At 43.7% G+C, this 17,397-nt stretch carries 21 protein-coding genes and 1 riboswitch; of the genes, 16 read left to right on the forward strand and 5 right to left on the reverse strand.

The genetic code is table 11. The features are described 5' to 3' along the window. Both AC5V8P_RS12315 and glgA read left to right on the forward strand, forming a co-directional pair. The coding region (locus tag AC5V8P_RS12315; protein WP_495473654.1) for an alpha amylase C-terminal domain-containing protein at nt 1-456 on the forward strand (456 nt) is incomplete at its 5' end. Between the two features lie 21 nt (nt 457-477). Next, nucleotides 478-1,920 carry a glycogen synthase GlgA gene (gene glgA, locus AC5V8P_RS12320; RefSeq protein ID WP_064796528.1) on the forward strand — a complete coding sequence of 481 codons (1,443 nt, stop codon included), beginning with the start codon at nt 478-480 and terminating at the stop codon, nt 1,918-1,920. A gap of 85 nt (nt 1,921-2,005) precedes the next feature. Here glgA and AC5V8P_RS12325 read toward each other — a convergent pair whose 3' ends face one another. Beyond that, complete coding sequence (locus AC5V8P_RS12325; RefSeq protein WP_064796529.1) at nt 2,006-3,073, reverse strand: UCP032817 domain-containing protein; 1,068 nt, start codon at nt 3,071-3,073, stop codon at nt 2,006-2,008. A 39-nt stretch (nt 3,074-3,112) separates the two neighbouring features. Next, entirely contained in the window at nt 3,113-4,291 is a 1,179-nt protein-coding gene (locus AC5V8P_RS12330; protein ID WP_064796530.1) for a M20 family metallopeptidase, read from the reverse strand. 148 nt (nt 4,292-4,439) lie between these two features. On the opposite strand from AC5V8P_RS12330, the gene AC5V8P_RS12335 reads away from it, so the two are divergent. From AC5V8P_RS12335 to AC5V8P_RS12345, 3 genes are all read left to right on the forward strand, one after another. Further along, a complete protein-coding gene (locus tag AC5V8P_RS12335) occupies nt 4,440-5,903 on the forward strand; it encodes an ABC transporter substrate-binding protein/permease (protein WP_064796531.1) in 1,464 nt (487 codons plus the stop codon). Then, nucleotides 5,890-6,612: an amino acid ABC transporter ATP-binding protein gene (locus tag AC5V8P_RS12340; RefSeq protein ID WP_063210621.1), complete on the forward strand. Its 723-nt coding sequence runs from the start codon at nt 5,890-5,892 to the stop codon at nt 6,610-6,612. Before AC5V8P_RS12335 ends, AC5V8P_RS12340 begins: the two co-directional genes overlap by 14 nt. A gap of 239 nt (nt 6,613-6,851) precedes the next feature. Beyond that, nucleotides 6,852-7,025, forward strand: a riboswitch (cyclic di-AMP (ydaO/yuaA leader). A 6-nt stretch (nt 7,026-7,031) separates the two neighbouring features. Further along, nucleotides 7,032-7,700, forward strand: a complete 669-nt coding sequence (locus AC5V8P_RS12345; RefSeq protein WP_064796532.1) for a 3D domain-containing protein — start codon at nt 7,032-7,034, stop codon at nt 7,698-7,700. A 209-nt stretch (nt 7,701-7,909) separates the two neighbouring features. On the opposite strand, the gene AC5V8P_RS12350 is transcribed toward AC5V8P_RS12345, so the two are convergent. After that, nucleotides 7,910-8,716 (reverse strand): polysaccharide deacetylase family protein, encoded by an 807-nt coding sequence (locus AC5V8P_RS12350; RefSeq protein ID WP_064796533.1) that lies wholly within the window; start codon nt 8,714-8,716, stop codon nt 7,910-7,912. Nucleotides 8,717-8,929: 213 nt separating this feature from the next. Between AC5V8P_RS12350 and AC5V8P_RS12355 the strand changes: the two genes are divergently transcribed. The 5 genes from AC5V8P_RS12355 to AC5V8P_RS12375 all read left to right on the forward strand — a co-directional run bounded on the left by AC5V8P_RS12355 (nt 8,930) and on the right by AC5V8P_RS12375 (nt 12,544). Next, entirely contained in the window at nt 8,930-9,952 is a 1,023-nt protein-coding gene (locus tag AC5V8P_RS12355; RefSeq protein ID WP_064796534.1) for an NADH:flavin oxidoreductase/NADH oxidase, read from the forward strand. Between the two features lie 86 nt (nt 9,953-10,038). After that, nucleotides 10,039-10,707: a PspA/IM30 family protein gene (locus tag AC5V8P_RS12360; RefSeq protein ID WP_063210614.1), complete on the forward strand. Its 669-nt coding sequence runs from the start codon at nt 10,039-10,041 to the stop codon at nt 10,705-10,707. A 129-nt stretch (nt 10,708-10,836) separates the two neighbouring features. Next, complete coding sequence (locus tag AC5V8P_RS12365) at nt 10,837-11,244, forward strand: DUF350 domain-containing protein (protein ID WP_013371429.1); 408 nt, start codon at nt 10,837-10,839, stop codon at nt 11,242-11,244. Nucleotides 11,245-11,268: 24 nt separating this feature from the next. Then, nucleotides 11,269-11,775: a DUF4178 domain-containing protein gene (locus AC5V8P_RS12370; RefSeq protein WP_064796535.1), complete on the forward strand. Its 507-nt coding sequence runs from the start codon at nt 11,269-11,271 to the stop codon at nt 11,773-11,775. A gap of 13 nt (nt 11,776-11,788) precedes the next feature. Beyond that, a complete protein-coding gene (locus AC5V8P_RS12375) occupies nt 11,789-12,544 on the forward strand; it encodes a DUF4247 domain-containing protein (RefSeq protein WP_063210610.1) in 756 nt (251 codons plus the stop codon). 105 nt (nt 12,545-12,649) lie between these two features. Here the strand turns inward: AC5V8P_RS12375 and AC5V8P_RS12380 are convergent, their stop codons facing one another. Beyond that, complete coding sequence (locus tag AC5V8P_RS12380; RefSeq protein WP_064796536.1) at nt 12,650-12,883, reverse strand: helix-turn-helix transcriptional regulator; 234 nt, start codon at nt 12,881-12,883, stop codon at nt 12,650-12,652. Nucleotides 12,884-13,146: 263 nt separating this feature from the next. On the opposite strand from AC5V8P_RS12380, the gene AC5V8P_RS12385 reads away from it, so the two are divergent. The 4 genes from AC5V8P_RS12385 to AC5V8P_RS12400 are packed head-to-tail and all read left to right on the forward strand — an operon-like array spanning nt 13,147 to nt 15,203. Continuing rightward, nucleotides 13,147-13,860, forward strand: a complete 714-nt coding sequence (locus AC5V8P_RS12385) for a hypothetical protein (protein WP_064796537.1) — start codon at nt 13,147-13,149, stop codon at nt 13,858-13,860. Between the two features lie 28 nt (nt 13,861-13,888). After that, nucleotides 13,889-14,359, forward strand: coding sequence for an accessory gene regulator ArgB-like protein (locus AC5V8P_RS12390; RefSeq protein WP_495473656.1), 471 nt, complete (start codon nt 13,889-13,891; stop codon nt 14,357-14,359). Continuing rightward, nucleotides 14,332-14,463, forward strand: coding sequence for a hypothetical protein (locus tag AC5V8P_RS12395; RefSeq protein WP_262348612.1), 132 nt, complete (start codon nt 14,332-14,334; stop codon nt 14,461-14,463). Before AC5V8P_RS12390 ends, AC5V8P_RS12395 begins: the two co-directional genes overlap by 28 nt. A gap of 5 nt (nt 14,464-14,468) precedes the next feature. Continuing rightward, nucleotides 14,469-15,203, forward strand: a complete 735-nt coding sequence (locus AC5V8P_RS12400) for a hypothetical protein (protein ID WP_063210604.1) — start codon at nt 14,469-14,471, stop codon at nt 15,201-15,203. 269 nt (nt 15,204-15,472) lie between these two features. Here the strand turns inward: AC5V8P_RS12400 and AC5V8P_RS12405 are convergent, their stop codons facing one another. Further along, nucleotides 15,473-15,688: a helix-turn-helix transcriptional regulator gene (locus AC5V8P_RS12405; RefSeq protein WP_016820733.1), complete on the reverse strand. Its 216-nt coding sequence runs from the start codon at nt 15,686-15,688 to the stop codon at nt 15,473-15,475. An 87-nt stretch (nt 15,689-15,775) separates the two neighbouring features. Here AC5V8P_RS12405 and AC5V8P_RS12410 point away from each other — a divergent pair, with 87 nt between their 5' ends. Further along, nucleotides 15,776-16,015: an XRE family transcriptional regulator gene (locus AC5V8P_RS12410; RefSeq protein WP_063210602.1), complete on the forward strand. Its 240-nt coding sequence runs from the start codon at nt 15,776-15,778 to the stop codon at nt 16,013-16,015. 189 nt (nt 16,016-16,204) lie between these two features. After that, nucleotides 16,205-17,397 (forward strand): molybdopterin molybdotransferase MoeA (locus AC5V8P_RS12415; protein WP_495473655.1); only part of this gene is annotated, 1,193 nt, incomplete at its 3' end.

Below are 17,397 nucleotides of genomic sequence, written 5' to 3' on the forward strand. Positions count from 1 at the left end.
CAGCTTGACTGGTTTTTGCTGGACTATGATAGTCATCGATCTTTGCATGCATATACGAAAGCACTGAATCATTTATATCTTCAGGAGAAAGCATTATGGGAGTTGGACCATTCGTGGGATGGCTACCAATGGATTGAAGCTGAAGACCGTGGGCAGAGTGTGATTACGTATTTACGTAAAGGCAAAAAAACGGGGGATACGGTAGTTGTTCTCATTAATTTTCAGCCCGTGCAAAGAGATAATTATCGCATTGGATTGCAAAAGGCAGGGAGCTATATGGAGTTGCTGAACAGCGATCATAAGGACTTTGGGGGGAGTGGTCAGCTCAATACCGGAGTGATACGAACCTCCAAAATTCCTTACCACGGACAGCTACACAGCCTGGAGGTGACTATTCCGCCCCTAAGCATCGTTATACTTAAGAAGGCACCACGTAAGTCTAAAAAAGCAGATTAACCCTATAAGGAGGAAGCACATATGAACATTTTGTTTGCGGCAGCAGAAGCACATCCATTTATTAAAACAGGCGGGTTGGCGGATGTGATCGGTGCACTACCAAAGGCACTGCGTCAGGCAGGGTGCGACGTCCGAATCATCCTACCTAAATATGCAGGCATTCCTGATATGTATAAGAAGTCTCTACGTCTGGTAACGGTCAAGCATGTGGCTGTAGGCTGGCGTGATCAGTATTGTGGAGTAGAGGAACTGACGTTGGACGGAATCAGAGTTTATTTTATAGATAATGAATATTACTTCGGCCGTGACGGTATTTACGGTTATATGGATGATGGAGAACGCTTTTCCTTCTTCAACCGGGCGATTCTGGAAGTGCTGCCTGAACTGGATTTTCGACCGGATATTGTGCATTGTCATGACTGGCATGCGGCGATGGTTCCATTGCTTCTAAATGCTGATTATCGGCATTTGCCCTTTTACAACGATATTCGCACGGTATTTACGATACATAATCTGTTGTATCAGGGTGATTTTCCGTATGAGGTCTTAACGGAGCTGCTTAACTTGGATGGAAGCTATTTTATCCCAGAGGGTGTGGAGTATTATGGCAGACTGAATTTTATGAAAGGTGGGCTTACTTATTCGGATCATGTCACGACCGTGAGTCCAACCTATGCAAAGGAAATTCAAACGGAATTTTACGGATACGGACTGGAGGGGCTACTTCGTAAATTAGGAGAGCATGGACGCTTAACGGGGATCGTAAACGGAATTGACACTAAAAGCTACAATCCTGCCACAGACAATCTTATTTATACGAAGTACCGTACTAATCTGGCAAAGAAAAAGGAAAATAAGATTGCTCTGCAAAAGGAGCTGGGTCTGCCGGTGCGTCCAGACGTACCTATGATCGCGATGGTAACCAGGCTTGTGGATATGAAAGGGCTGGATCTTGTAACGAGAGTGCTTGACGAAATCTTATATTATGACGATATTCAGTTTGTCGTGTTGGGAACAGGGGACCCTGCTTTTGAGCACTGGTTCCGGGAAGCAGCGGGACGATATCCTCTGAAAATGTCAGCCCAGCTTACTTTTAGCGAGCCACTCTCACGAAAAATATATGCGGCAAGTGACATGTATCTTATGCCATCGAGGTTTGAGCCTTGTGGAATCAGTCAGCTGCTGGCGCTTCGTTATGGAAGTATCCCCATAGTGAGAGAAACTGGAGGGCTGAACGATACTGTACAGGCATACAATGAATCCACAGGCGAAGGTAACGGATTTAGTTTCACGAACTACAATGCACATGATATGCTGCATACTATTCGTCGTGCTATTCATTTTTATCGCCAACCTGAGCATTGGAATAAGCTTACACAGACGGCCTTTGCAGGAGAGTACAGTTGGGATGTATCGGCTGAGGCGTACATGGATATTTACCGTTCGCTAGTAAAGAGCGATTAGACAGGGTAGGAAACCATACTTATGCTAATAAAAAGGGAATCTCTCTAGCCTATTGTTGGCTAAGAAGATCCCCTTTTTTCTATGCTCAGTCGCCTCCGCCACCACAGCTACTACACGAAGAGCAACTGCTGCACGAGGAGTGGTTCCCGGAATCACCTGAATCATGATGGGAAGATCCTCCATTGTGAGAACTGTCATGGGAGGAATGATGGTGTGAGTGGTGCGTATCCCAGTTCGAGCAGCCGCTGGTGGAGCTACAGCCCGATGTGCTGGCTAGTGCGGCACTGTTTGCAGAATCTGGGTGCATGTGTATGGCAAATTGATCAGGCTGATACCATGAATACCACACAACAGCCAATAGCAGATAGTCAATCTGTAAATAGTTGACTTTGGGCAGCTGCTTGCCCTCGGGGTCATCTACAGCTTTTTTTACCCGCTCACGGAGGTGGTGTACTATCTTATGAACTGCTTGTTGTGCTTGCTGTGAATTGCCTATATTCTCACGTATATTCCATCGGTCACCTACTGGCTGCGCCGAAGCTGACAGTTTGTAATAATGTGAAAGCTCACCGTTCGGTAGTGGATGATTAAAAAAAGTACCCCACAAACTGGCGCTATAGCGATTCCAGCCAAAGCATTCCACATACAACCAGTCAAACCACGCCCGCTCCTCTGGCATTGGCTGAGAACCGCCCGAATGGGGTGCATGGTGAAGCATGCGACCAAAAAAAGCTTCCGAGAACTGCTGGTATTCGCGCGTAAACATTAACATTTCGTGCCATAGTTCATCCACATCACTACTGAACATAGGCACTCGATTCATAATCACGCATAGCATGAAATATCGTTTTAGCTCATGCCAGCGCCACTCATATTCTTGTTCCGTCAGACTAGGATGGGCTTCCATGACACGTTGCTTTACGTTTTGAGCATAGGAAGCTGGAATGGAACGCTCTAGTAGCTCTCCCAGCTCTGTAATCTCTGGATAACGCTCCTGCGAGAGTGACGAAGGAGATGGGGAGCTAAGGAAAAATGCATTCCGGCGGCGAGTGCTTTTGTTGCCACGATTCCTGCGTATAGCACGAAATATGAACCAAAAAATGATGAGGTCAACCACAATAAACAACGTCCAAAAGCTGCTCATACTGTTCATGATGGCACTCCTTTCAACAAGAAGAGGGTATTTCCGATTTTAGTTTTTGCTATTCAGTAGGGCAAATTCCTTTTTAATCTGTGCCAGTAGTTTAGGATTTGTGATTACATCGCAAGCAGTCCATGCCAAGGTTCTGGCCGCCAAGAGCATTCCTTCCATTGCGCGGTCTTGCATTGCCAAATCACGAAATTCTGGTGTATGCAAGGCATGCTTCTCGTCAATAACTTGAATGTACGGATGGATCGCAGGACAATGGAGTGATACATTTCCGATATCCATAGATCCATGATCTTCGCCTTCTGTAATATCTTCTTGCGCAATGCCCGCCTGTATTAAATTTGCAGTAAAAGTGTCAGAGAGTACACGGTTAGTCACCATTTCATCGTAAGAAGTCTCATAATTGGAGGTTTCCAAACGACACCCGGCTTGTAAAGCAGCTCCTTCAGCAATTTGAATTACCCGGCGGGTAAGCGGGTTTAGTTCTTGCCGCGTAGCGGCTCTCACATAAAACTGGGCTGAGGCGTAATCAGGAATAATATTGGCAGCCTGCCCACCTTGATTAATGATGCCGTGGATACGTACTGTACTTTTCACCTGTTGCCGAAATGCATTGATCCCGTTAAATGTTTGAATCACAGCGTCCAAAGCATTAATCCCTTCGTGTGGACTGGCAGCGGCGTGAGCAGATTGACCAAAAAACTCAAATTGCACAGCATCGATCGCCAGCGATTTGCCTGATTTTTCGTAGCGGTCGAAGGGATGTGTCATCATCGCTATATCGCAATCATCAAACAATCCAGCCGCTGCCATCGGAACCTTGGCACCGCGTGTTTCTTCGGCAGGCGTGCCGTATACACGTACTTCTCCACCAATCTCGTCGATGATCGATTTGAGACCAACGGCAGCGCCTGTACTCATCATACATATCAAATGGTGCCCACAGGCGTGTCCCAACCCTTTCAGGGCATCGTATTCTGCCAAAAAAGCAACGACGGGTCCAGGCTTGGCTGCTTTGTAAGTAGCAATAAAGGCTGTTTCTATACCCAATACGGGTGCCTGAACATCAAATCCGTGAAAAACAAGTTCCTCTTTTAAACGGGCAGAGGCCAGAAATTCCTCGTTTCCAAGTTCAGGGTTTGCGCCAATATATAGCGAAATGTCCTTAAACCGCTCGGCATGCTGCTGAATGGTGTGTTGAATAGTCTGTTTAAAATCCATGCTGAAAACTCCTTTATATAAGCTGTAATGTAGGTCGTGCGAGAGATGAACTAAATTTGTACCATAACATTCATTGCATAATCATGCATATTCATTTATAATGACACAATCTTATTTATTATAAAGAATTTAAGGAGAGAAAAAAAGATTGAAAAAGGCATATCGTTTTACCGCCCTGGTTTTGACGGCGGTTATCTTGCTGTTGGCTGGTCTTCCCATGCTCAATGCATACGGAACGGAAGCAAAACCACAGAAAAAACTTGTAGTGGGCATGAGTGCCGACTTCCCGCCGTATGAGTTTCATAAAGTTATTAACGGTGAGGATAAAATTGTCGGGTTTGATGTTGAGATTGCGAAGGAAATCGCCAAGGATCTGAACGCAGAGATGGTCCCAGAGGACATGAGCTTTGATTCCTTGCTGCCTGCTCTGCAAAGTGGTCGTGTAGACTTGGTACTGTCCGGTATGACACCGACGGATGAGCGCAGAAAGAGCATTGATTTTTCGGATGTGTACTATCACTCCAAACAAGTCATTATGGTACGCCCGGAGGATAAGGACAAATATTCGACGATGGCTACTCTGAAAGGAGAGAAGCTCGGTGCGCAGAAGGGGAGTATCCAAGAAGAAATTGCACAAAAAGTGCCTAATGCTTCGGTAACCTCATTGGATAAAATATCCGATCTGGTACTCCAGCTTCGGACCAAGCGTATCAATGCGGTTGTAATCGAAGATACCGTTGCTAAAGGATACACGCTAGACGGTACTGTAACACTTGCCAAGGCAGTACCTGAAGATGAAGGTGCAGAAACTGCTGTAGGTATCCGTAAGGGAAATACTGAATTGCTTGCCTCAGTAAATAAAACGTTGGCTCGCCTGAAAGCGGACGGGTCGATTGAGAAATTTTCTACAGAAGCGAGTGCACTGTCTGCCGACAGACAGGTTTCTTCGAATAGTATTGTAGATATATTTATGAAATATCGCAGTTTTTACGTTACGGGTATCGGCTACACTCTATTGCTGTCTGCGCTTGGAGTATTGTTTGGATTCATTATTGGTCTGATCATATCCTTGCTGAGGATGAGTGGAGTTCGTATTATCGAGTGGCTAGGAACCGCATATGTGGAGATCCTGCGCGGAACACCTATGCTGGTACAGCTCATGATCATTCATTATGGAGTTGCTTTGACGCTGGGTGTAAATTTTACGCCACTCCAGTCCGGTATAATTACATTGTCTCTGAATAGTTCGGCATATTTGGCTGAAATTTTCCGTGCGGGTATTCAGGCCGTAGACCGTGGACAGATGGAAGCTGCCCGCTCGCTCGGGATGGGCCGAGGCAAAGCAATGCGTCATGTCATTTTACCGCAAGCATTTAAATCTATATTACCTGCTATTGGTAATGAGTTCATTACCATCATTAAAGAATCATCTATTATTTCGACCATTGGGATGGTGGATATTATGTACCAAGCCCAAGTCATTAAGAATATCACCTATGAAGGATTAAGTCCGTTCGTAATCGCAGCCGCTATTTATTTTGTAATGACGTTCAGCTTATCCAAGCTGTTGGGTTTATGGGAAAGGAAGTTGAGAGCCAGTGATCACCGTTAAACAACTGCGTAAATCGTTTGGTAAAAATGAAATTTTAAAAGGTATTGATATAGATATCGCCAAAGGTGAAGTCGTCGTCATCATCGGCCCGAGTGGTTCAGGAAAAAGTACGTTTTTGCGTTGTTTGAATCTGTTGGAACAGCCAACAGAAGGGGAGATTTTGTTTGAGGGTGAGCCGATTACGGCCCGTGGTCATAACATTAATGCGACCCGGGAGAAAATGGGAATGGTTTTTCAGCATTTTAATCTGTTTCCGCACAAAACGATATTGCAGAATTTGACCCTTGCACCAACGCAGGTGAAAAAGCAGTCGGGGAAAGAAGCAGAGAAAATCGCGCTGGAACTCCTGCGAACCGTAGGTCTTGAGGATAAAAAGAACACCTACCCGAACCAGTTATCCGGCGGTCAAAAGCAACGTATTGCGATAGCACGTGCCTTGGCCATGCAGCCGCACGTAATGCTGTTTGATGAGCCTACTTCTGCTCTGGACCCTGAAATGGTTGGAGAGGTTCTAGATGTAATGAAGAAGCTCGCTGAAGGCGGCATGACGATGGTGATCGTGACACATGAAATGGGCTTTGCCCGTGAGGTAGGGGATCGGATCATCTTTATGGACAACGGGCAAATTATAGAGCAAGGCACGCCAGAGCAAGTTTTTGGTACACCAAGCCATGATCGTACTCGTGACTTTCTTGCTAAAGTACTGTAAGAAAATGCTTTTATAAAATATTGACATAGCCCTTCTTGTGACGATGGTTCACGGAGGGCTTTTCTTTTTTTGTCACCATATCTCCATATTTTCGTAACAAAAAACGGGTTCTTAATGACAAAATTGTAATGAGTGTAGTATGATGTTCAAGGTTCCCAACATTTTCATGCAGATAAGGTTACAAAATTGTGATATTATGCAGGAAGCCAAAACTTACCGAGGCAGCACTTATGATAATAAATACTCAGGTGCTGGACTCAAACTATGGGAAGTGCGGGGGACGTAACAACGGCCATTGTTCCAATACATCATAAAAAGTATGGAATATGACCTAGGGGTGAATTGCGCAAGCATAGGGCTTCTCCTGAGCCCGAATCCGACAGCTAACCTCGCAGGCACAACAGAGGAGGTACATATCTTTGAAACGCTTAAAACATATTGGAAAAGCTATGAAATTTGCGGTGCTTGCCGCAGCAATTGCAGGGCTGGCACAGACAGCTGGAGTAGCAGATGCTGCTTCGCTTCATATTGCTAAAGAAGGCGACACCTTCTTTTTGCTTGCTCAACGTTATGGAGTATCGGTAGATGAGTTGGCGAAGGCTAACCCGAATATTGCAGCCAACAACATATACGCAGGTCTGCAGATTAAAGTGCCAGACGAAAAAAGTGTAGAGGCGGCTTCGGATTCGAAGCCACAGCTTCTTACGGAAAAAGCAACCGCGAATGAGAAGCCAACAATTGAAGCATGGGGTAAGACATTCAATTATAGTAAAGTGGTTGATGTGAAAGCAACAGCATATTCTGCCGCCGCCGATGAAAACGGTAAATGGGGTGCTGTCGATTATTACGGTAATCCGCTTAAGTTAGGTACTATTGCGGTAGACCCGAAAGTCATTCCAATGGGAACCAAGGTACTTGTTACAGGCTATTCCCATCCCGGCTTGCCGGACCATTCTTTTGTGGCCGTGGCCCGTGATCAGGGCAGCGCCATTACCGGGAAGCGGATTGATATCTTTATCCCTGGCAATAAATCATTCGTAAACGACTTTGGTTTTCAAGATGTGAAACTGTACGTCATTGATAAATAACATTCTGCCTAGATGTGTTTTAAATAACATAATAAATATTATGTAAACTTACTATTGTATCGTACAACATATAATTCGTAACTGGGTCGATATTTTATCATGGCTGGTTGCTTATCGCTAAAAAAGGCTGTCTTACAAGCAGAAATATTCTGCTCGTCAAGACAGCCTTTTTACGTAGTTGGAGTTTATCGTCGAAGCTTAGCATACTTTTATTGTCGTTCCGATGTGTGAAGCAGCCGGGGGACTGTGACGAATTTGTAGCCCTTAGCTTTTAGAGAGTGGATTAGGCCCGGCAAGGCTTGGACAGTACCTTGCAAATTAGAACTTTGGCCTCCACCTGCATGCATTAAAATAATGGAACCAGGCCCGGTAGCCGGGATTACGTTACGTTGAATTTGTGTTTTGCTTAATCCCTTCCAGTCTAGAGAATCCACATTCCAATTGACAATCATGTATCCATGACGACGTGCCCACTGGATTTGAGGCTCCGTGATTTCACCGTAGGGCGGTCGTATCAACTTAGGCCGGAAGCCTGCGCTCGCTTCTAAAATGCGTTCTGTTTTTGTAATCTGGTAGCGGAATCGTTCGGGTGTGGCCTTCCTGAAATCCGGATGAGTATAGGAATGATTTCCTATAGCATGACCCTCACGGATGATACGGCGTATGATCCCCGGATGTTTTTCAGCACGATGACCGACGATAAAAAAAGTAGCTTTGATGCCGTTTGCGTGTAATACGTCCAAAACCTGCGGCGTATACCTTGAATCGGGCACATCATCAAAGGTTAAGGCAATTTGGCGGGTGTGCGGGCCGCACATTTTAAAAATGTCCGCATGCTTTTTTCGCAGCATCGCTAAGGTTGGAGCAGCTCGATCTTTTCTTGGATGTTCAGTAGTAGCGGCAGCAGCTTCCTTGGGATGGGGCGTTCCAATATAGGGAGGCGTGTCCGCGTATACGGGAAAACTTGAAAATGCTAGTAACAGCGCTAAACACGGCAAAGCTCTCCTGTACCGCATTTATATTCCCCCTTTCCGTGCAGTGATACCTAGTGGTGCTCTCAGCTATTATGTACCTGTCCTATCAAAATTATGCTGCTGATGGAGTGAAGCCCTACACAACTGAAGATTTCGTAAGTTTTAGTCATACAAAGGATTCGGTATACCGTGATAGCTGGTGTATAATGGGGAGGTTATCTATAACGATACAGACTGAGGGAAGGATGGATAAAAGTGACCGACTTGTTTACTCCTTATCAATTAAAGGGGCTTTCATTAAGAAATCGGATTGTCATGCCCCCCATGTGGCAATACAGCGTGGAGGCCAAGGACGGCAAACCGACGGAATGGCATTATGTCCATTATGTAAGTCGCGCGGTAGGAGGGACTGGGCTCATCATAGTGGAAATGACAGCAGTTCATCCGGATGGACGCATTACGGATCGTGATTTGGGCATTTGGAGTGACGAACATATTCCTGCATATCAAAAAATTATAGAGGAAGTCCACAAGCATGGTGCCAAAATCGCCATTCAATTAGGCCATGCTGGGCGCAAGGCCCAAGACGCTGAGTTACCTGTAGGTCCGTCCTCGATCCCCTTTAGTGAGCGCTTTAAAGAGCCGCACGCTTTGACGAGAGCAGAAGTCAAGGAACTGGTTCAGGCGTACAAAGAGGGGGCGCGCCGAGCGGTAGAAGCTGGCTTTGACACGGTAGAGATTCATGGCGCTCACGGATATCTGATCCATCAATTTCATTCCCCTTTAACAAATACTAGAGAAGATGAGTATGGTCAGGATTTGTCACTGTTTGGTGTCGAGGTCATACATGCTGTTAAACAGGTGCTTCCTGCTGATATGCCCGTGCTAATGCGGATATCTGCCAAAGAATATGTACAAGACGGATATGATGTTGAATACATAGCATCCATAGGGGAACGATATCGTGATGCCGGTGTGGACATTTTCCATATTTCTTCTGGTGGTGAGGGTCCGATTGGCTCTAGCGGAGGCCCGTCTGCGCGTGCTGGTTATCAGGTGGATTTGGCTCATACCATCCGTGAAAAGCTGAATGTGCCTGTCATTGCTGTCGGCTTATTGGATGATTATGAGGATGCCCGTCGAGTCGTTCAGCAGAAAGAAGCTGATTTGGTAGCTATAGGGCGTGCTATGCTGCGTGATCCCTATTGGGCGCTGCATGCATCACGTGAGCTAAAAGTACAGGCGGATATTCCAGAGCCTTATTTACGCGGCTTTTAGATAATTTTGAAACCTCTTTGCAAAGCTTGCGTAAACATGTGTACAGAGCTTAAAATTTAAGCATTCAACTCTAGGAGGAACTTCACATGTCTATTTTCAAACGACTAAGAGATCTTACAATGTCCAACATTAACGCCATTATCGACAAGGCAGAAGATCCAGTAAAAATGACGGATCAATACATTCGTGATATGCAAGAGGATCTGGAAGACGCAGAGAAAGCGGTAGCTGCTCAAATTGCGATTGAAAAGAGATTCAAACAGCAATATGAAGAACAGGCAGCTTTGGTGAAAAAACGCGAAGAACAGGCTCACACGGCTGCAAAAGCACAAAATGTGGATCTTGCTCGCCGTGCATTGGAAGAAAAGAAATCTGCCGAGCAAAAAATGAACGAGTTCAAAGCTGGTTATGAGCAAAATAAAGCTGCAGCTGACAATCTGCGTGGTAAGCTGGATGAAATGCGTAGACAGCTTACAGAAATGAAAAACAAGCGTGAGACACTGGTTGCCCGTTATAACGCTGCTAAAGCACAGACTGAAATTAACAAAGCGATGAACGGTTTTAGCTCTGATACAGCAACAGCCGGATTGAAGCGTATGGAGGAAAAAATGCTGCAAGCAGAAGCACGTGCTGAAGCAAGCAACGAAATGGCTTCCAAGGAAAAATCGCTGGATGAAGAATTTAAAGAGCTGGATAAGAAAAGCGCGGTGGACGACGAACTTGCTGCTTTGCTGAAGCAATACGAAAACAAATAAGAACTTTTTTAAGTATTGCTGTTAGTGTAATCTCAGTAAGCGAAGGAGAAATGTTTTCTCCTTCGCTTTTCCCTGCCTAGGGGCGTAAATCAATATATGTAGTCAAGAAGATGTGGAGGATGGTAACAGATGCATTTTTTGGAAACGATGAAAGCGATGCTAGTATGGACGGGTGCGGGAGCTATTTTGCTGTTCGTATTAATGTATGTCGATTCTTTATTTACAAAGTATAAGGATTTTGCAGAAGTCAAAGCCGGAAATATGGCCGTAACGGTACGAATGATTATGAAGCTGATTGCACAAGGATATATTTTATCAGGTTCGATTGCTACAGCTAATAATTTACTTGAAGCGCTTGTGTATTCTGTGATTGCCTTTATTATCTTACTTGTTTTGGAAGTGATTGTGCGTCTGCTATTGCGGTATTGGGCTCAGTTTGATCTGGATAAAGGGACCCAGGAAGGTAAAATTGGTTTTGGCCTGTTTTCAGGAGCGTTGCATTTGGTTGGTGCCTTGATCATTACTGCATGCTTCTAGGCAAAGAAAGGAGAGCATAGGACCATGAGCGTATGGAAACGAATTTCGAATCTATTTGCCAAGCCTGAACCGCCGAAAGCGGAAAAAAGCATGCTTGACTTACATCCTGGGGATATTTGTGAGGTATCACTTGTCACCTATGAGGTGGTAGGTCGTGTACATAATCGTGCCCGGAATGCCGTTGTTTTGACGCTTCAGGATGGTAACCAAGTGAGTTATCTTCATATCGAGGAACGAGAAACACTGCAATTCGGACTATATCAGGCCATCGACGGCAGACTAGACAACCCGGAGGAAGTACCAACCATTTTAGAGCTGGATGATACAACTTATCATTTGGAAGAACAGTATTTTGGGAATGTTACCATTATGGGGCGTGCTCCTTTCCGACAGGGTGGAGAGCAATATGTTTGGCAGTACCAGTCTGATGATTACCATCTATTGCGGGTAGAGTGGCAGGACGGTCGCTTTATGCTTTATGAAGGAGAAGAAGTGATTACCGGAGACGTCAAAGTTATTCGGGCAAGCTAGGAGAGGGTTACACATGAGCAAACGCACCTGGCATTATGCACTAAAGGTCATTGTGGCGCTGAGCTTGTTTATATCCGTGCTAAGCGGCTGCGGTGCGCCAAATGTAAAAGATACGTATCCGCTGGAATCCGTTAGTGGTAGTGGGAATTCGACCTCGTACGTGTATCGGGCAGCAGGCAAAACAGTTCCCGAAGTAGCGGAGGAATTGAAAGAACAGCGTACACCGGAGCAAATATCACCTCAAAGCAATGAGCGGATGTTTCTGGTATATAGCGATGAGTGGTATCATTTGCAGCAAGACCCAGCTAAGAAGGAAGACACACTCATTGAAATTGACAGTAAAAAGTATGTCGAGCAAAATTACAGTTCCAGTTTTCTAAAAGGATACTTAACTGCAACCGTGCTGGATGCTCTGTTCGATTCATTGCGGGGGTCTGGCTCCTATCGAGGTTATTCGAGCAGAGATGTATACCGACCTTCACAAGGACAATATCATGCTCCAACAGCACAGGAGAAAAAAGCGATTCCGCCGATAACGGTGGAGCGAAAAGGTTCAGTTACCCGTAGAGGAAAAAATTCGGATTCAAGCGTCGGATCAAGTGGAAGCCTATTTGATAGAGGCTCCAGCAGTTCACCGAGCAGAGGCTCGATTTCACGTGACCGAGGCAGCAGTGGCGGCTCCAGTATATTTGATTCACCACGTAAATCGTATAGTAAGCCTAAAACACGCAGCGGATCAGGTAAAATTAGCCGGCGAAGTCGAAGGTAATGAGTTATGTTTGCGGAACTGTGGAACTGTGTTGCACAGTTCCTTTTTTTAACATTTACTAATGTAAATTGAATGGATGTTCCCTCACTTCGATTATATAGTCGTCTACTTTGATCTGCGATCAGAGCTTATGTGCTCAATGCCATCCTCTTCAATGATGTTGCTTTTCTTGATATGGAGATGACTAGCTATCCTTTCTATAGCACCCATCCGTGGTTCAGAAAGTCCGCTCTCCCAAGCTGAAATTGCTTTATTGGTAACCCCAGCGATCTCAGCAAGCTCTTGTTGAGTTAATTGATATTTTATACGTAATTTTTTGAAATTGTCACTTAAAGCCACTTTAATCCCTCCACCCCAAATTAAGTAGATTATAACCTTGATATCGAAAAAAAACCAACATCATACATTGGCAAAAAACAATGTCACTCCTTTGAGGGGACTTTTTTTAGTACAAAAGGATGTAGAATTTGAAGAAAAAAGCTAAATGGAAAAAAATTTACCTCACACTGCACAATAATTACCAGTTTACTAGATTATTTCATTGCCACATCTATTAGTAAAATATACAATTACATCAGGCGAAATAGGAGGATGATGTAACTGTGTTATCTGCTCTTTTGTATATTTTACTTGGTTTTTTCGATGCTTTAGCGGCAGTTACTTTGGTCTTGAAGCTTTATATGCTTCCTGTGTGGGAAAATCGAAGAAAAATACTTATCTATGCAATTGGTATAGCTTTGTTTTCCTATCTCATGAGAGAGGTTATAGCCATGCCTAGATTAGATTTTCCGCTTCAGTATTTGTTAATGGTTCTCTTTTTAAGATTTGGTTTGGGGATCAAAACATATCTTGCAGCTTTTTCTGCTGGTTCTGGTCTAACAGCTTATATTAACCTACAGCTATTTGTATATATTTTTGCGAATTTTTTCGGAGTAGCACAACCTGATATTATTAATAATACTTCTGGCTCTTCCATTTACGTTATACAGCTAGCTTCTATTTTTACTGCGTACTTCATTTCTTTTGTCATGGGGAAATACAACTTTGGTTTCTCATTTATCATTCAGCCCCCACATGATTTTTTGAAAAGTAAAAATTACCTAACACCCCTTAATAAAATGTTCATTATAGGCTCCCTAATATCATTTGTCACTATTCTTGTTACTTTGTATATGCTCTATAAATCCAATACGATAGGACTACTTTCCATCTCATTGCTGACTTTTGGAATATCGTACTTCTTTTCAGAGAAAGGAGATTACGAGGATGCTAGAAACGCTATCGAGGCACATCGCATCAGAAATAAAGAAAGCTGATCCTGATGGACCTACAAGTGTAGAAGTGATGGAGTATGCGATTGGTATAAAAATTACCGAAATTTCGGCAGTACTAATGGTCGCAGTTATAGCCTGGATAACAGGGCATTTTTGGGGAGCATTACTTGCTCTGGCTACGATCATGTTTGTAAGAAGATTTTCAGGAGGGATACACTTCAGCAACCTTACCCTTTGTGTCTGTTTTACAACGGCCGTATGTGTAACTATACCTTTTGTTTCCTTAAGTTTATCAACATTTTTGATAATTAATGCTTGTTCATTATTAGTATTTGTAGTATATGCGCCCAATCATTTTATCTATATTAATAAGACCAAATATCACAAATATTATAAAACGATATGTATTTTAGTTTGCATATTAAATTTTTTTGTACAATCTCACATAATATGTTTATCTATATTTATACAAGCATTCAGTATTCTTCCTTTATGGAAAGGAGGTGAGCGAAAATGGATAAGAAATTGGCGAGAGCTTTAAGTATAAGCCTTGGTAAATACGCTAACGAGTCTACTAAAAAAGAAAAAACAATATTTGGCGCTAAATCAGTACCAGCTGAGTTGAAGAAAACAGAAAAGAACTGAATTTAATGGAAGAGGGAAAGCGAATCCTAGCCACTCAATTGCTTGATGACAATTCACTTGGAAATTGCTCTTTTTTTTGTGAGAATCACCTAGTTGCGATTGAATTGTGGAAGCCTAAAAGCAATTATCACATCCCGCTTTTTCACACTTCTCATGGAAGATTTACAGTTCCCACCACCCTCCATGAATGTTCCGTAGGCTTACCCACTTTTTGCAATTTGGACGGATCTAATTTGGTTAACATAACACAAGTGGACAAGATCGTTACGGGAGATTATGGAGGGGGGCAGGTTATTTTTAAAAATCAAGACATTAAAGAAAGTATAAATTCAGCAAATTTATCCCGGTGGAAACAAATATATGAGAATGCAATGAATGCCGATAGAGAAATTCGTTATATTTTCGGATCGGAAATTAAGGTAGTGGGTAAGGCAGCGGTGAGCGGTTTTTTTAAGGTAGGGAATATGCTTAGTATGGATATGTGGGAACCTAAAAAAAATTATTATGTACCGCGTTTCCACTCTGGAGATCGCTCTTATACAATCGGGCTAACGGCCCAGGCTTGTAGGGAAGCTTTTCCGCATCTATATCCAGCTTATAAAGACACCCTGATCAATTTAGAATTGGTTTGTGAGATTGAGTGTAACGCATTTGGAGGTTTGGTACGATTTGCAGGATCCGACTTCACTTGCTCTATGTCTCATAATAAACTTAAAGCACTTAAAAAATTGTGGAATTGACCCGTGAGAATTCAGGGGTCATTTTTGTTACCATATTTATATGAATAAGTCAATAATCAGTTAGACTAGGATAAGCCGGACAGTCTCGATTTAATTCGACATATTTCCCGTTTTTAATCATCTTCTATGTGATAAAATTTGATTATGAAAAAAATAACAATCTTTTAAATTAAGGTATAAACAATCTACATATGAGAAAGGGAGGGTGAAGCAGGATATATATTGTAAATGCCGGCATGTACAAAAGGCCCGAAGGAAATGCCTGTTTGTCAGGCAAGTTCCCACTCATATAAGTCCTCAGCCTTACACTCCAATATTCTAGAAATGAGGACTGCCGCCTCGAATGACATTTTGTCACGTCCCGCGATCCAGTTGGATATTTGTTGCCGCGAATATCCAGTTCGTCGGGCGAGCCAAGATTGAGTGCGTCCATGAGATTTGAGCTCCTCTTTCAAAAGGCATTTCCCCCGAGTAAGTTTTTGCACCTTACTTGCTCCTAACAGGGGAAAGTGTTCGTTCAGAAGTATACAGGTAAATTAGTTTTTTATCAATTATATTGTGGAGTTGATTGGATGGTCGCAGATAAAAATGAAAATATCACTTGCACTAGCTCTTATACAATAAAGATGGCACGACTTGCTTCAGGATATGGTGAGTTAGTAGCCTGCAATATACTTGGTATGTCGATGAATGAATTAAAACATATAGAGGAAGATTCCTCCGATTTAACAATAGCTCGAGCGCAGCAAATGTCCTCGTTATATAATGTTCCCATAGATTCAATTTATTTCGGTAAAAATGATACAACCTAGAGAAATAACGTAATCTTTTGCAAAATCAAAAACTCTAATCTACCCAAAACAGCCGTGATATGTTATTCAGGCTGTTTTTTGGCGGATCGAGACTTGCCACAATCCAAATAAACGCTGTTCGGATTTGCCAGATAACGGTTTTAGCGTTATAACAGAAAGAGGTATTTTTTTAAAGAACGGAGTGAGAACATGAATCAGACGCCTTTAAACACAGAAAAATTCCAACGTAAAGCAGTTAAGGTGGAAGAGGCACAAAGCAGGATAGCTAGCTATGTTTACCAGGGAGAAAGGGAGGATGTAGGGCTGGAGCAAGCGCATGGTCGCTATCTGGCAATGGACTTGACTGCACCACATCCGTATCCCCGCTTTCGTCGCTCTGGTATGGACGGCTATGCCATTCTTGCCTCTGACACTGAAGTTTGTTCGACCGGTCAGGAAATCTGGCTACGTGTGATTGATGAAATTCCTTGTGGCACTGTATCGGATAAGCGGGTGGAGACGGGAATGGCAGCCCGAATCATGACAGGAGCACAACTACCTGAAGGGGCAGACACAGTGGTTATGCTGGAGGCCACACAGCTGCGTGAGGAAAATGGACAAGTATACGTTGGCTTGAAGAAACGTATGGAAGTTGGCAAAAATGTGACGCAAATTGGTCATGAGATTAAGGAAGGTCAGCTGTTGCTCAGTAAGGGAACTTACATCGGAGCAGGACACGTCTCGGTATTGGCTACTTTTGGTGTACATCGTGTGCCTGTTTATAGGAAGCCAAGGGTGGCCGTTTTCTCTACAGGCTCAGAATTGCTCGCAGTGGACGAACCGTTACAACCAGGGAAAATTCGAAACAGTAATACATACATGCTGGCTTCTCAAATTAAAGAGGCAGGAGGAGAGCCGTTCATTCTGCAAGCCATTCATGATGATTTGAACCTTGCCCGTGCTTCTGTCCGAGAAGCGATAGCAGCCTATGATATCGTGGTTACAAGTGGTGGAGTATCGGTGGGGGATTATGATATCATGGGTGATCTCGTACGACAGGAAGACGTAAATATGCTGTTCAACAAGGTTACGATGCGTCCAGGCAGTGTAACCACAGCCGCAGTAATAGACGGCAAGCTGTTATTTGCGCTCTCAGGCAATCCCGGCGCATGTTTTGTGGGTTGTGAGCTGTTTGTACGACCAACTATTCAAATGATGTTATCTTCGGCACATCCATATTTGCAAACCTGGACGGCAAAGCTGGGAGCAGATTATACGAAGGTAAATAACTACACTCGCTTTGTACGCAGTTCTCTAGAGATACGTGGCGGGCAAGTATATGCGATTCCTGCGCGAGCAGATGAATCCAGTGTCATGGTTACGATTAAGGACAGCGATTGTCT

This window comes from Paenibacillus sp. N119s (genome assembly GCF_059447605.1).